The sequence below is a fragment of the Streptomyces sp. NPDC048436 genome (genome assembly GCF_043200355.1).
Classification (GTDB): domain Bacteria; phylum Actinomycetota; class Actinomycetes; order Streptomycetales; family Streptomycetaceae; genus Streptomyces.
On the sequence record NZ_JBICXP010000016.1, the window covers coordinates 53745 to 68509 of the forward strand.

The window sequence follows — 14765 nt, forward strand, 5'->3', positions numbered from 1 at the left end:
CGGAATCCCCGTCTAACCCTGCGGTAGGCGGACGAGAGGGACTGTCCGCGCGGAAGCGTGGGATACGGGGTCGCATGCACATCTCTTTCCTTATTCACAACGCGTACGGAATCGGCGGGACGATCCGGACGACGTACAACTTGGCGAACACCCTCGCCGAGCAGCACGACGTCGAGATCGTCTCCGTCTTCCGCCACCGTGACCACCCCGTTTTCTCCCCCAGCGCCCGCGTCAGGCTCAGCCACCTGATCGACATGCGCAAGGACAGCCCGGGGTTCGAGGGGGAGAGCACCGACGCGCTGCGGCCCGCCAGGACGTTCCCGAGCGCGGAAGGCCGCTACGACCAGTACAGCGCCCTGTCCGACCGGCGCATCGCCGAGCATCTCGCCTCGGTCAGCGCCGATGTCGTGGTCGGCACACGGCCGGGCCTGAACGTGCACATAGCCCGCGAGACCACGCGCGGCCCGCTGCGCGTGGGCCAGGAGCACCTCACGCTCGACAGCCACTCCAAGGAACTCCGCCGCCAACTGCGCAGCGTCTACCCCCGCCTCGACGTCCTGACCACGACGACCGAGGCCGACGCCCGCGACTACCGCCGCATGATGCGACTGCCCGGCGTCCACGTCCAGGCCGTGCCCAACCCCGTCCCCGCGCCCGGCATCGAGCCCGCGGACGGCTCCCAGAAGTGGGTCGTCGCGGCCGGCCGGCTCGCGCCCGTCAAGCGGTACGACCTGCTGATACGGGCCTTCGACAAGGTGCGCGCCGAGCGCCCCGACTGGCGCCTGCGGATCTACGGCGGCGGCAAGCAGAAGGACAAGCTGCGCGCCCTGATCGACGAACTCGGCCTCTACAACCACGTCTTCCTGATGGGACCCGCCCACCCCATCGAGCCCGAGTGGGCCAAGGGCTCCATCGCGGCCGTCACATCGAGCCTGGAGTCCTTCGGCATGACGATCGTGGAGGCGATGCGCTGTGGCCTGCCCGTCGTCGCCACCGACTGCCCGCACGGTCCCGGCGAGATCATCGACAACGGCGTCGACGGCCGTCTCGTCGAGGTCGGCAACCCCGACGCGATCGCGGGCGGACTGCTCGAACTGATCAACAACGACAGCCTGCGGCACCGGATGGCGGGCGCCGCCCTTCAGGACTCCGAGCGCTTCGACCCGGCCCGCATCGCCGAGCGCTACGACGCGATGTTCACCGGCATGCTCGACCGCGGCAGCTCCTTCGGCGGCCGGATGCGTGGCTCACTGCACCGCACCCGGGGCGCGCTGCTCGGCGGGGCGTACGCCGTACGGGACATGGGACAGGGTGCGGCGAACAGCGGCATACCGACGAAAGGATCTCCCGCATGACGGCCTTGGCCACCTCGGACGCCGCATCGCCCTGCGACACCGGTGCCGATCAGCACGTAGCCGCGGCACCCCGCGCCGACTGCATAGCCGACTCCGCCGGCGGCCTGACCTTCGACGTCACCGACCCCGGCGGTGAGGGCGCGGCCTATCTGCTGCTGCGCCGCCGCGAAGCCACCTCCTCAGAGGACTACGTACGGCTGCCGCTGTCCCCGGCGGCCGACGGCAGGCTGCGGGCCGCGCTGCCCAGCAGCGTCGAGCTGCCCGAGGGCCGCTGGAACGCCTACGCGGAGGTCGCGGGAGGCACCCCGCGCCGTCTGGCGCCCGGCGTCAACGACCTGCGCTCCCTGGTCGACCGCGCCCCCAGCGGCGCCCGCGGCCACATCGCCGTACGCATTCCGTACGCGACCAAGCAGGGCAACCTCTCCGTACGAAGCTGGCTGCGCGCCCCGCACGCCGAGGTCGGCGAGATCCGGATCGACGGCACCTCCGTGACCGTGCGGGGCCGCGTCTACGGCACCGAGCTGACCGGCGCCGCGTACACCGAGGCGACCCGCCGCGCGGAGCCCGACCGGATCGAGCGCTACGAACCGACCGCCGACGGCGTGGAGTTCAGCTTCACCCTGCACTGCGATGTGCTCGCCGAGAGCGGCCCTGGGCCCTGGGACCTCTGGCTGCGTCCGGCGGGGGAGAGCGGCCCGCGGGTGCGCCTCGCCCGGCTCCTGGACGACGTACCGGACAAGAAGACGATCTTCACCTACCCGGCGACGCGGACCGGGACGGCGGCGTACGGCCCGCTCGAGGCGGGGCCGTACTACACGAACGACAACGACCTCGCGCTGCGGATCCGTGAGACGGGCGCGGTCGAGGACTGACGCCCGTCCTCGCCTGCGTTATCGCGGACCGTGGCTGTCCGCGACGGCAGGCACAATCAGGCCCATGTTGGAGACCTCCGCACGACTGCTCCGCCTGCTCTCGCTGCTGCAGGCCCACCGCGACTGGTCGGGGGCGGACCTGGCCGACCGGCTCGGCGTCACCCCGCGCACCGTGCGCCGCGACGTGGACCGGCTGCGCGAGCTCGGCTACCCCGTCAACGCCAGCCCCGGCACCGGCGGCGGCTACCAACTGGGCGCGGGCGCGGAGCTGCCGCCGCTGCTCCTGGACGACGACGAGGCGGTCGCCGTGGCCGTCGGCCTGCGCACCGCCGCCGGACAGGGCATCGAGGGCATCGGTGAGACGTCCGTACGCGCCCTGACCAAGCTGGAACAGGTGCTGCCGGGCAGGCTGCGCCGCCGGGTCGGCGCGCTGACCGCCTTCACCGTGCCGATGCTCCGGACGCCGCAGCCGCAGGCGGTCGACCCCTCGGTCCTGACCGAACTCGCCCACGCCTGCCGGGACGCGGAGCGCCTGCGCTTCGACTACCGCGACCACGGCGGCAGTTCGACCCGCCGTACCGTCGAACCGCACCGCCTCGTCTGTACCGAGCGCCGCTGGTACCTGGTCGCCTGGGACGTCGACCGCGACGACTGGCGCACGTTCCGCGCCGACCGCGTCACCCCGAGGCCGCCGCACGGCCCGCGCTTCGCGCCGCGCACCCCGCCCGCAGAGGATCTCGCCGCGTACGTCTCCAAGGGCGTCTCCACCCGCGCCTACGCCGCCCAGGCCGTGGTCCGCCTCCTGGCACCCCTGGATGTCGCGGCCCAGCGGATCTCGCCGTCGGACGGCACCCTGGAGGCCGAGAGCGAGCACACCTGCCTGCTGCGCACGGGCGCCACGAGCCTGGACGTCATGGTGATCCATGTGCTGCTGATGGGCTTCGAGTTCGAGGTCGTCGAGCCCGCGGAGTTCACCGAGCGGCTCAGCCGGGCGCGGGACCTCCTCAGCCGGGCCCTGGACCGGGGTGCTCGGCCTGCGGATCCGGCTGCTGCGTCTTCGACGGCTGCAGGGCCGCGTACCGCGGATGGTGCAGGTCGAACGCCGGGGACTCGGAGCGGATCCGGGGCAGCGTGACGAAGTTGTGGCGCGGCGCCGGACAGGCCGTCGCCCACTCCAGGGAGCGGCCGAAGCCCCAGGGGTCGTCGACGTCGACCTTCTCGCCGTACTTGGCGGTCTTCCAGACGTTGTAGAGGAATGGCAGCGTGGACATGCCGAGCAGGAACGCCCCGATGGACGAGATGGTGTTGAGCACCGTGAAGCCGTCCGCCGCCAGATAGTCGGCGTACCGCCGTGGCATGCCCTCCGCGCCCAGCCAGTGCTGGACGAGGAACGTCGTGTGGAAGCCGACGAAGAGCGTCCAGAAGTGGATCTTGCCGAGCGTCTCGTCGAGCATCTTCCCGGTGAGCTTCGGCCACCAGAAGTAGAAGCCGCCGAAGGTCGCGAAGACGACGGTGCCGAAGACGACATAGTGGAAGTGCGCCACGACGAAGTACGAGTCGGTGACGTGGAAGTCCAGCGGCGGCGAGGCCAGGATGACGCCGGTGAGCCCGCCGAAGAGGAAGCTCACCAGGAAGCCGATCGCCCAGAGCATCGGTGTCTCGAACGACAGCGAGCCCTTGATCATCGTCCCCGTCCAGTTGAAGAACTTCACGCCTGTGGGCACCGCGATCAGGAAAGACATGAAGGAGAAGAAGGGCAGAAGCACCGCCCCTGTGGCGAACATGTGGTGAGCCCACACGACGATCGACAGTCCGGTGATGGTCATCGTCGCGCCGATCAGGGACAGATAGCCGAAGATCGGCTTCCTGCTGAACACCGGGATGATCTCGGAGATGATCCCGAAGAACGGCAGCGCGATGATGTAGACCTCCGGATGCCCGAAGAACCAGAAGAGGTGCTGCCACAGCAGTGCACCGCCGTTCTCCGGGGCGAAGACCATGGATCCGAAGCGCCGGTCCGCCTCCAGGACGAGCAGCGCCGCGGCAAGCACGGGGAACGCCAGCAGGACCAGGACCGAAGTGAACAGGACGTTCCAGGTGAAGACGGGCATCCGGAACATCGTCATCCCCGGTGCCCGCATCCCGATGATGGTCGTCAGGAAGTTCACCGAGCCGAGGATCGTGCCGAACCCGGAGAGCGCGAGCCCCATGATCCACAGGTCGGCGCCGACCCCGGGCGTCCGTTCAAGGCTGTTGAGCGGGGCGTAGGCGAACCAGCCGAAGTTCGCCGGGCCGCTGGGCACCAGGAGCGAGCCGAGCACCATCAGGCCGCCGAACAGGAACAGCCAGTACGAGAGCATGTTGAGCCGCGGGAAGGCGACGTCGGGGGCGCCGATCTGCAGCGGCATGATCTCGTTGGCGAAGCCCGCGAAGGTCGGCGTCGCGAAGAGCAGCAGCATGATCGTGCCGTGCATGGTGAACATCTGGTTGAACTCGTTGTTCGACATCAGCTGCAGCCCTGGGCGGGCGAGTTCGGCCCGCATCATCAGGGCCATCAGCCCCGCGATCAGGAAGAACGCGAACGATGTGATCAGGTACAGATGGCCGATCTTCTTGTGGTCGGTGGTGGTCAGCCAGTCCACGAGGATCCGCCCCGGGCTCTTCTTCCGGACCTCTCGCGCCTGCGCCGCCGCGGTATCCGTCCCCATCGCTCGCCCCTTCGCCGTCGCGCGCCCTGGGCCTGTCTGCCGTGCCCCGGGGTAACTCCCGGACCGGGGCCATGATGCTCGCGTCACACCCGACTCCGACAGGGGGCGTACGGGGCCCGCTGTGCTGGAACGGTGAATTCCCTATGCGGCGTCACATCCCGTCAGGCGTCGAGGATTCCGAAATGCGGGGCCCGTGTAAAGGCGACTCGCCCGCTTTTCCGCCGTGCCAAGACGGTCGTTTCGGGACACCGTAGGGGAGCCTTCGATAAATGCGGTAATGGCGTCGAGACAACTGGGGAACCGCCCGTACGTGTGACGGAGTTAGGGCGAAACGCGCGTCGAGAGGCTGTGACAAAAGCGTGACCGGAGGGGGACCGGTGACCCATGGTGTGCGGCTACGGCCTTCCGTGGCCGGGCCGCGCCGCCTAACGTGGCGCCCATGGCACCTATCCCGACCCCTCCGCCCGAACCCCAGGACACCCCGGACGCCTACGTCGGCCTCGCCGCCGAGGGCGCCGAGGAGCAGGCCCGCGCGCGCGGCTGGTCCACGGTCAGGTCGCTGCCGCCTGGCGCGATCATCACCATGGAGTACCTCGCGGGGCGGCTCAACTTCGAGGTCAAGGAAGGCGTCGTCATCCGCTGCTGGAAGGGCTGACTGACCGCGCCCCTGGGCCGACGTACGACGGCACGGCGGAAGGCCCCGGTTCCTGGACGGAACCGGGGCCTTCCGCCGTGCGGGGGGCTGGCCTGTGCGTACCGACCCCCGCGGTCTTCGCCGCCTGTGGGGCTAGCCGCCCGCCACGGGGCGGGGCGACGTGGCGCGTGAGGCCCGCTCGGAGTGCGGTGGGCGGCGGCTGCCCGCCGGGGTGACCGGGCTGCGCTCGGAGCGCGGTGTGTGCGGGCCCGGAGCGAGGTAGGCGGGGGCGCGGGCGGGGCGTGCGGCGCCGACCGGCTCGCGGACCTGGGGCCCGCCGGCCGGTGCGGCGACGGGTTGCGTCGGCACGTTGGGGACGGGGGCGACAGGGGCGGCGACGCCAATGCGGCGGTCGCGCCACAGCTCGCGCAGGTCGAAGATCCAGCCCTCGACCCGGGTGAGCAGCGGCTCCACCCAGGGCAGCGCGAGGAGGACGAGCAGCCCCGCGGCCCAGCCGAGGAGGACATCGCTCAGCCAGTGCGTGCCGAGGTAGACGGTGGTCAGGCCGACGCTGAGGGAGACCACGGCCGAGAGCGCGGAGAGATACCGGCGGGTGCGCGGGGTGGAGGCCATGTAGGCCAGGATTCCCCAGGTCACCACGGCGTTCGCGGTGTGGCCCGACGGAAATATATCGCCGCCGAGCCACATCTCGTTGGCGCCGATCGTGGTGGCGTAGTGCGGGCCGAGGCGACCCATGCCGATCTTGGCGGCGCCGACCGTGAGGTTGAGCAGGAGCAGGGCCGCGCCGAACGTCAGGAGCGGGCGGATCGTGTGCTGACGCCAGGAGCGCCAGCCCAGCCAGGCCGCGACCATCACCGCGGTCGGGCCGCGCTGGCCGAGGACCACCCAGTAGTCGAGGAAGGCGTGGATCTCGGGCCACTGCTGGTAGGGCCGGAAGAACATGACCTGCCAGTCGAACCGCACCAGCCACGACGTGGCAAGCACGGCGACCACGATGGCGAGGTAGAAGGCCAGGGTCGCGCTGAAGAGCACGATCCTGTGCCTGCTCATCCTCGGCACATCGAGGCCGGCCGGTCGTTCCGGCTCACGGTCAAGACGGGCGAAGACCCGGTCCAGACGGGTGAGGTTTCGTTCGGTACGCACCCAATCGACGTTACAGCGAGTGAGTGAGGGACTAGGCCGAATCAGTGGCTTTGTGATGACGATGTGATGTGGCATTGATCTCAGAACGGGCCTTATTCCGCCGCGATTTATTATTCGGCGACGAGCCCCATACCCAATTCATTGATCATTGCCGCGGCCGTTTTATGGCACTTATGAATTCGTTCACCGGGGCCTGGTGCGGAATTTCCCTCGCGCTCACCGGGCCCGCCGGAAACGATCATGGCGGACCCGAGCCGTTCAGCCAGAACGCCCCGTACACCGCGCTCGCCACGGCCACACCCCCGAGCACCAGCGCCGACCTGGACGTTCGCAGCCGGGCAAGGCCCACCGCGAGAGGCAGGAGCAGCGGGAAGGCGGGCAGCAGGAGGCGCGGCTTCGAGCCGAAATAGCCCGCGGCGCACAGGGCAAGGGCCACGACGATCCCGGAGTAGGCGAGCAGCGGCAGCGGCTGCCTCTTCCGTACGCAGATGACGTACAGCCAGACCACCAGTGCGACCCCGACGATCAGGCCGGCCCCCGCGAGGGCCGCGGGGAAGCCGGTGAACTTCTCGCCGACGAAGCGGGCGAAGGCGTAGCCGAAGTCGAAGCCGTTGCCCCAGCCCGCCTGGACGTCGAGATAGCCGAAGAGGCCGTCGCCGGTGCGGTGGCCGACCCACAGGACATAGCCCGCGGCGCCGAGCGGCGCGAGGACCACGCCGAGGATCACGCGCCGCTCGGCCTTCCGCTCGCGGTACAGGCGGACGGCCGCCGTCACCCAGATCGCGGCGACGACCGCGGCGCCGACGGGCCGGGTCAGGCCCGCGAACGAGGCGAGCACACCCGCCCACACCCAGCGTCCGGTGAGCACCGCGTACAGCGACCAGGCCGCAAGCGCCGTGAACAAGGACTCGCTGTACGCCATCGACTGCACGATGCCGACCGGCAGCACCGCCCACAGCGCGACCGCGCAGACCCCCGCCCGGCGCCCGTACAGATGGTCGGCGATCGCGAAGATCCCCGCGGCGGCGCAGAGCGAGGCGAGCCAGCTCACCACCAGACCGGCATCGGCGTACGACAGGGGACTGATCGCCGAGACGAGTCGCTCCAGCCAGGGCAGCAGCGGGAAGAACGCGAGGTTGGAGTGGACGCTGCCGTCCGGGAGCCGCACCTCCCAGCCGTAGCCGGACTCGGCGACGCGGGTGTACCAGAGTGAGTCCCAGCGGGCGGTGAGCAGCGTGTGCGGGCTCTTGCCCGCCGCCGCGCTCCACACCGCGAGCACCGCCACACCCAGGGCGCGCACCCCGGCGTAGGCCAGGAGCGCGGGCGCCATGCGGCGCAGCGCGGCGCTCGCACGGGCGCCGTACGACGGCGGCGGCAGGCGTTGATCAAGGTCGGTCACGGGCTCGATTATCGGCGTCGGCGGGAACCGCGCGCCCGCCGGGTGCGTGGTCCAGACGTGGAGAGCGTGGCGCACGCCACACTGTCTCGGCACAACCATGAGAGGTCCGCCACGCGCCACAGCCGTGAACTCGCGTACTCTGACGGCTCACTCGCCTATAGCCGCCGCCAGCTGGGAGATCACGTTCCGCGGGGCCGCCGATGCGAGGGATCACTGGGAGGTATCGCACATGTCGGGTTCAACCACGGCCACCGCTCCTTCCCCCGGCCGTCGGGTACCCGGGTCGCAGGGTGGCGCCAACCGCTGGCTGGTGCTCGTCGTTCTCTGCGTAAGCCTGCTGCTCGTCGCCGTCGACGCCACCGTGCTGCACGTGGCGGTGCCCGCCGTCACGGAGGACCTGAAGCCCGGCGGCATCGAACTGCTGTGGATCGTGGACGTCTATCCACTGGTCTGCGCCTCGCTGCTCATCCTCTTCGGCACCCTCGGTGACCGGGTGGGCCGCAGACGGGTCCTGCTGCTCGGATACGCGCTCTTCGGTGTGGCATCGGCCGTGGCCGCCATGGCGGACAACGCCCAGATCCTCATCGCGGCCCGCGCCCTGCTCGGTGTCGGCGGCGCGATGATCATGCCCGCGACCCTCTCGATCCTCCGCCAGGTCTTCCCCGACCGGCGTGAGCGCGCCGTCGCCATCGGTGTGTGGAGCGCGGTGGCCGGCATCGGCGCCGCGGGTGGACCGCTGCTCGGCGGGTTCCTGCTCGAACACTTCTGGTGGGGCTCGGTCTTCCTCATAAACATCCCGCTGATGCTGGTCAGCCTGCCCATCGGCCGCCTGGTCCTGCCCGAGTCGACGGGCGACCGCGACGGGCCGTGGGACGTGGTCGGCGCGCTGATGGCCGCGGGCGGTCTCTTCGGGCTCGTCTTCGCGGTGAAGCGGGCGGGCGGCGGCGAGTCGCCGTTCGGCATGACGACCCTGCTCTCCTTCTTCATCGGCGCGGCCCTCCTGGTCGGCTTCGTCCGCAGGCAGCGGCGGCGCAAGCACCCGCTCATCGACCTGTCGATGTTCGCGCGCCCCGCGTTCAGCACCTCGCTCGGCTGCATCGTGCTCGCGATGCTCGCCCTGGTGGGTCTGGAACTGGTCGCCGCGCAGTATCTGCAGCTGGTGCTCGGCCTCTCCCCGCTGGAGACCGGCCTGCGGCTCGTGCCGCTCACCGTCGCCGCGATGGCCGCGGGCCTCGCCGGATCGAAGCTCCTGCACCGCTTCGGCCCACGCGCGATGGTCGCCTCCGGCTTCACCCTCACCGCGGTGGCCGTCCTGGTGCTCACCGGCCTGGGCGAGCAGGTCAACGACCCCCTCCTGCTCGTCAGCTTCGTGCTGCTGGGCCTCGGCCTGCAGACCACGCTCTTCGGCTCGTACGAATCGATGCTCAGCGAGGCGCCCCCGGCCCAGGCGGGCGGCGCCGCCGCGATCGGCGAGACGTCCTACCAGCTGGGCGCCGGCATCGGCATCGCGCTGCTCGGCAGCGTCATGAACGCGGCATACGCGCCGGGTCTCTCGTCCGTGCGGGGCGTGCCGGCAGAGGCGAGCGCCGCCGCGAGCCACTCGCTGGGCGAGGCGTACGAAGTCGCGTCGGGCCTGGGTGGCGGGGCGGGGGAGGCGCTGCGGGACGCGGCGCGCGAGTCGTTCGTGCACGGGCTGCACGTGACCCTGCTGGTCAGCGCCGGGCTTCTGCTGCTCGGCGCGCTGATGGCGCTGAAGCTGCCGCGGGTCATGGAGTGCGGGGCGCCTGCGGAGCAGCTTGAGCAGGGGGCGTCCGAGCAGGGGGCGTCCGAGCAGGCGGCGGGCGAGTCGGGGGCGTCCGGGTCAGGGGCGGCCGAGCAGGGGATCCCGGCGCCCCGTGACGCGGCGGGGGTTCCCGCGGAATCCGTCCGCTGAGGCGAACCCGGTCGGCGGTCGGGGTGGCGGCCGGGGCGGCGGACGGGGCGGCGGGCCACTCTGGACGTGCGGGATGCTGCGTCGTAACGTCAGCCGAGCCGTAGCTAACTACCACTGCTAGTTTTCGTGTCGCCGGAGGCCCGCATGTCCGCAAGCGCCCGCACCCCTCTGCCGCCCTTCGACCCCGCCGACCCCCTCGGCATCGACGATCTCCTGGAGCCTGAGGACCTCGCGATCCGCGAGACCGTCCGCTCCTGGGCGGCCGACCGCATCCTGCCGCACATCGCCGAGTGGTACGAGAAGGGCGAGCTGCCCGGCATCCGTGACCTGGCCCGCGAGCTCGGTTCGATCGGCGCGCTCGGCATGTCCCTTGAGGGCTACGGCTGCGCGGGCGCGAGCTCCGTCCAGTACGGGCTCGCCTGCCTGGAACTCGAGGCCGCCGACTCCGGCATCCGTTCCCTCGTCTCCGTGCAGGGCTCCCTCGCCATGTACGCCATCCACCGCTTCGGCTCCGAGGAGCAGAAGCAGCGCTGGCTGCCGGGGATGGCCGTGGGGGAGATCATCGGGTGCTTCGGGCTCACCGAGCCCGACCACGGCTCCGACCCGGCGTCCATGCGCACCTTCGCGAAGAAGGACGGCACCGACTGGGTGCTCACCGGGCGCAAGATGTGGATCACAAATGGGTCCGTGGCCGGGGTCGCCGTGGTCTGGGCCCACACCGACGACGGGATCAGGGGCTTCGTCGTCCCCACCGGGACGCCCGGCTTCTCGGCGCCCGAGATCAAGCACAAGTGGTCGCTGCGCGCGAGCGTCACCAGCGAGCTCGTCATGGACGAGGTCCGGCTGCCCGCCGACGCCGTGCTTCCCGAGGTCACCGGGCTCAAGGGCCCGCTGAGCTGTCTCTCCCACGCGCGCTACGGCATCGTCTGGGGAGCCATGGGCGCCGCCCGCTCCTCCTTCGAGGCCGCCGTCGAGTACTCCAAGACCCGCGAGCAGTTCGGCAGGCCCATCGGCGGCTTCCAGCTCACCCAGGCCAAGCTCGCCGACATGGCGGTCGAACTGCACAAGGGCATCCTGCTCGCACACCACCTCGGCCGGCGTCTCGACGCCGGAAGGCTCCGCCCCGAACAGGTCAGCTTCGGAAAGCTCAACAACGTACGAGAAGCCATCGAGATCTGCCGCACGTCCCGGACGATCCTGGGCGCGAACGGGATCTCCCTCGAGTACCCCGTGATGCGGCACGCGACGAACCTCGAATCGGTGCTCACCTATGAGGGCACCGTCGAAATGCACCAACTCGTCCTGGGCAAGGCGCTCACCGGCCTTGACGCTTTCCGGTGAGCGGCCTCGCCCGCTAGCTCTGGTTGAAGAATCCGTCCGATGGGCGGCTCGTGGCCTCGCCGTTGACAATCAGCGTGTCGGCGGGGGTGAGCAGGAAGACCCGCGTCGCCACGCGCTCGATGGAGCCCCGCAGACCGAAGGTCAGGCCCGCCGCGAAGTCCACGACGCGCTTGGCGTCGCCGGGCTCCATCGACGTGAGGTTGATGATGACCGGGACACCGCTCCGGAAGAGTTCACCGATGCCGCGCGCGTCCCGGAAACTGTCCGGGGTCACGGTCCCGATCCGGCGCCCCTCCTCCTGCGCGGACTCGGCCGCCACCCGCACCCGCGGGTCGGTGACCCAGGCCTCGCCGGGTCCCTCGGCCTCGTCATCGTCGTAGCCGTCGTAGTAACGCTCGTCATTGTTGTTGTCGTCGACGAGGCCAAGCCAGGCACTCGCCTTGCGCACCGATCCCATGGACGCCTCCTCTCACAGCGGGCTTTCTGCGTTCCCTGTCCCCATGTTCGTCCATGATGCGGATGGGGCGCCAAGTGGATAGTCGCCGCGCGGGGTTTTCGTGACGGTACTGGTGCAGAGTCAACACGCTGACTCTCGTTGCTACCCAAGGGTCGTACAGAGTATGGCTGCTGACAGTGAGTGAAATATGATTTCTCACGGCGTATGGGTGACGACAGGTGCGTCCGGGTGAACGGAACCCTCGATACGATGCCCGAGTTGATCAGCGGAAGGCTCACGGGGGAGTCGTATGTTCGGAATCGTCAGGCCCTGCAGTCATCGTCTCGGTGAGGGGCTGAAGACGCAATGGATGGCGCACCTCTGCGGGCTCTGTCTCGCCCTGCGCAGTGACCACGGGCAGTTCGCCCGGGTCGTGACCAACTACGACGGCCTGATCATCTCGGTTCTGACGGAGGCTCAGGCCGCCAAGTCGACCGGCTGGCGGCGCACCGCGGGGCCCTGCCCGCTGCGCGGCATGCGGACCGCGTCCGTCGCCCAGGGCGAGGGAGCGCGGCTCGCCGCCGCAGTCTCCCTGGTCCTGGCCTCGGCGAAGGTGCGCGACCACGTCGTCGACGGGGACGGGCTCTTGGCGCGCAGGCCGGTGGCCGCCGCCGCGCGCAAGGTCGCGAGCAGCTGGGACCGGGCGGGCGCGCGGACCGGCGCCGATGTGGGATTCGACACGGCGGTCCTCCTCGACGCCGTCGAACGGCAGGTCGGCATCGAGACCTTGGCCGGCCCCGGCACCTCTCTGCTCACGGTCACCGAGCCGACCGAGACAGCCACCGCCGCGGCCTTCGCGCACACCGCCGTCATCGCGGGCAGGCCGGGCAACGCCGCGCCGCTCGCCGAGGCGGGGCGGCTCTTCGGCAGGCTCGCGCATCTCCTGGACGCCGTGGAGGACAAGGAAGCTGACGCCGCGTCGGGTGCCTGGAACCCGCTCACGGCCACGGGCACCGGCCTCGCCGAGGCCCGGCGCCTGGCGGACGACGCCCTGCACGGCATCCGGCTCGCGCTGCGGGACGCCGAATTCACCGACGGCAAGCTGGCGCATGTGCTGCTCGCGCATGAACTGGGGCGCTCGGTGGACCGGGCCTTCGGGACCGGTTCGTGCGGGCACTCCCATGAGGTGACGGCCCATCAGGGCGGTTCCTTCGGGCCTCCGCCGCCGTCGTCGCCCGGACAGGGCGGGCCGTACGGACCTCCCTCCAGCGGTCCGTACGGCCCGCAGTCCCCGTACGGAGGTGGCAATCCGTACGGAGGCGGGGTGCCGGGTGGCCCTGGTGGGCCTGGCGGTTTCGGGCCCGGCCCCGAACCCCAGCCGCCGAAGCCGGGCAAGCGGGGCTTCTGGGCGGGATGCGCGGTCGCCATCGGGCTCTGCTGCACCTGCAAGGTGTGCTGTGCCGATTCCTACGAGGGCCCCTGGTCCCGCAAGAAGCGGGAGGGATGCTGCAACAATTGCGGCGATTGTGACTGCGGGTGCTGCGGTATCTGCGAGTGCTGCTCCTGTTGCGACTGCGGGCTGTAGGAACGCTGCGGGACTGCTGTCGTCCGCGGGTGCGTGGGGGCTTGTCGCGCAGTTCCCCGCGCCCCTTCGGGGGCGCTACCGCTGACGGGCGGTCAGTCCTTGATCTCCGGCGGTGAGATCTGTGACTTCTCGATCGCCGAGTCCTTGGTTCCCCACTTCTTCAGGATGCGGTCGTACGTCCCGTCCTCGATCAGCCGGTTCACCGCCGCCCGGAACGCCGGCGCCAGCTTCGTGCCCTTCTTGAAGGCGAAGCCGACGTCGAGACGGTGGTACTCGCCGAGGAACTTCAGGCCCTCCTGATGGGCGACCGCGTACCGCAGGCCGTTGATGGTGGACATCACCACATCGGTGCGGCCCTGCTGGAGCGAACCCCAGATCGCGCCCTGTTCCGCGTAGGTCTTCACGCTGTACGGCTTCTTGCCCGCGTCCTCGCACACATGCTTGTTGTCCTCAAGGGTGACCTCGAAGGTGGTGCCGGCGCCGGTCGCCACGTTCAGGCCGCACAGCTGCTCGAAGTCCGTGACCTTCTTCAGCTTGCTGTCCTTACGGACGGCGAAGCCTTGGCCGTCGTTGATGTACGTGACGAAGTCGATGGTCTTGCGCCGCTCGTCCGTGACGCCGAAGTTTCCGGTGCCCAGGTCGTACTTGCCGCTGTCCAGGGCGGGCAGGATCGCCTCGAAGCTCGCGGCCTCGCGCTTCAGCTTCAGGCCGAGCGCCTTGGCGACGGCATCCGCGAAGTCGGCGTCCTGGCCGACGATCGTTCTGCCGTCCTCCAGATAGGTGTTGCCCGGCGGGCTGCCGCCGACGGCGGTCGCCAGATTGAGGGTCCCCCGTTCTCGTACGTCCGAGGGGAGCAGCCGCGCCGCCGCCTCGTCCTTCTTGACCGAGGACACCACGTCGGCGGTGGGGATCTTGTCGCTCTTGCCCGCGGGCGCCGCGCCGACCGTGGTGTCGGCGGAGCCGCCGGAACCGCAGGCGGTGAGCGTGAGTGTGGCGGCGGTGATCAGGGCGAAGGCCGCAGGGATACGGCGGGAATACGGGGACTTGCTCATGGCGTGACGTTCTCCATCAGGCGGCAGGGCAGGGCGGAGCGGACGTACGAAGGCATGACGAGGGAGGGGTGCCGGCGTGCGCAGGGGCGCGGCGGCGGGAGGCGCGTGTGAAGGCAGGGGTCAACGGCGCGTGGGCGCCGGGCGATGCAAGGCGGAAGAGCCCTCGGGAAAGAGAGGCTCAGCGCGCAGGGGGTCGGCTCAGAGAGTCGTCGAACAAGACGCCGACCACACTCGACCGAAGTCGATGTGGGAGCGCGTGACCAGCCACTGCTGCGGATGCATGGGG

11 protein-coding genes and 1 pseudogene are annotated in these 14765 nt (G+C 70.3%); 7 read left to right on the forward strand and 5 right to left on the reverse strand.

The features are described from left to right. Positions 1 to 74: 74 nt before the first annotated feature. The 3 genes from ACGFX9_RS35670 to ACGFX9_RS35680 all read left to right on the forward strand — a co-directional run bounded on the left by ACGFX9_RS35670 (position 75) and on the right by ACGFX9_RS35680 (position 3362). Positions 75 to 1355, forward strand: a complete 1281-nt coding sequence (locus ACGFX9_RS35670) for a glycosyltransferase family 4 protein (protein ID WP_393483087.1) — start codon at positions 75 to 77, stop codon at positions 1353 to 1355. Then, complete coding sequence (locus ACGFX9_RS35675) at positions 1352 to 2227, forward strand: hypothetical protein (RefSeq protein ID WP_393483089.1); 876 nt, start codon at positions 1352 to 1354, stop codon at positions 2225 to 2227. The genes ACGFX9_RS35670 and ACGFX9_RS35675 overlap by 4 nt, the downstream gene beginning before the upstream one ends. 64 nt (positions 2228 to 2291) lie before the next feature. Continuing rightward, entirely contained in the window at positions 2292 to 3362 is a 1071-nt protein-coding gene (locus ACGFX9_RS35680; RefSeq protein ID WP_393483092.1) for a helix-turn-helix transcriptional regulator, read from the forward strand. Between the two features lie 46 nt (positions 3363 to 3408). Here ACGFX9_RS35680 and ctaD read toward each other — a convergent pair. Then, positions 3409 to 4935: pseudogene (gene ctaD, locus ACGFX9_RS35685) on the reverse strand (cytochrome c oxidase subunit I); the annotation flags it as partial. Between the two features lie 439 nt (positions 4936 to 5374). Here ctaD and ACGFX9_RS35690 point away from each other — a divergent pair. Next, positions 5375 to 5590 carry an I78 family peptidase inhibitor gene (locus ACGFX9_RS35690; protein ID WP_393483094.1) on the forward strand — a complete coding sequence of 72 codons (216 nt, stop codon included), beginning with the start codon at positions 5375 to 5377 and terminating at the stop codon, positions 5588 to 5590. Between the two features lie 132 nt (positions 5591 to 5722). Here the strand turns inward: ACGFX9_RS35690 and ACGFX9_RS35695 are convergent, their stop codons facing one another. After that, entirely contained in the window at positions 5723 to 6733 is a 1011-nt protein-coding gene (locus ACGFX9_RS35695) for a phosphatase PAP2 family protein (protein WP_393483097.1), read from the reverse strand. Positions 6734 to 6971: 238 nt separating this feature from the next. Continuing rightward, the gene (locus ACGFX9_RS35700) at positions 6972 to 8132 is read right to left on the reverse strand and encodes a glycosyltransferase family 39 protein (protein WP_393483100.1); all 1161 of its coding nucleotides are present in this window, start codon (positions 8130 to 8132) and stop codon (positions 6972 to 6974) included. Between the two features lie 229 nt (positions 8133 to 8361). Here ACGFX9_RS35700 and ACGFX9_RS35705 point away from each other — a divergent pair, with 229 nt between their 5' ends. Continuing rightward, positions 8362 to 10065: an MFS transporter gene (locus tag ACGFX9_RS35705; protein ID WP_393483103.1), complete on the forward strand. Its 1704-nt coding sequence runs from the start codon at positions 8362 to 8364 to the stop codon at positions 10063 to 10065. A gap of 144 nt (positions 10066 to 10209) precedes the next feature. Further along, entirely contained in the window at positions 10210 to 11406 is a 1197-nt protein-coding gene (locus ACGFX9_RS35710) for an acyl-CoA dehydrogenase family protein (RefSeq protein ID WP_393483106.1), read from the forward strand. Between the two features lie 13 nt (positions 11407 to 11419). Here ACGFX9_RS35710 and ACGFX9_RS35715 read toward each other — a convergent pair whose 3' ends face one another. Next, on the reverse strand, positions 11420 to 11863 hold the full coding sequence (locus tag ACGFX9_RS35715) for a cell division protein SepF (protein WP_393483108.1): 444 nt from the start codon (positions 11861 to 11863) through the stop codon (positions 11420 to 11422). A 289-nt stretch (positions 11864 to 12152) separates the two neighbouring features. On the opposite strand from ACGFX9_RS35715, the gene ACGFX9_RS35720 reads away from it, so the two are divergent. Beyond that, on the forward strand, positions 12153 to 13427 hold the full coding sequence (locus ACGFX9_RS35720) for a DUF5685 family protein (protein WP_393483111.1): 1275 nt from the start codon (positions 12153 to 12155) through the stop codon (positions 13425 to 13427). Between the two features lie 92 nt (positions 13428 to 13519). On the opposite strand, the gene ACGFX9_RS35725 is transcribed toward ACGFX9_RS35720, so the two are convergent. After that, on the reverse strand, positions 13520 to 14479 hold the full coding sequence (locus tag ACGFX9_RS35725) for a transporter substrate-binding domain-containing protein (protein ID WP_393483113.1): 960 nt from the start codon (positions 14477 to 14479) through the stop codon (positions 13520 to 13522). Between the last annotated feature and the right edge of the window lie 286 nt (positions 14480 to 14765).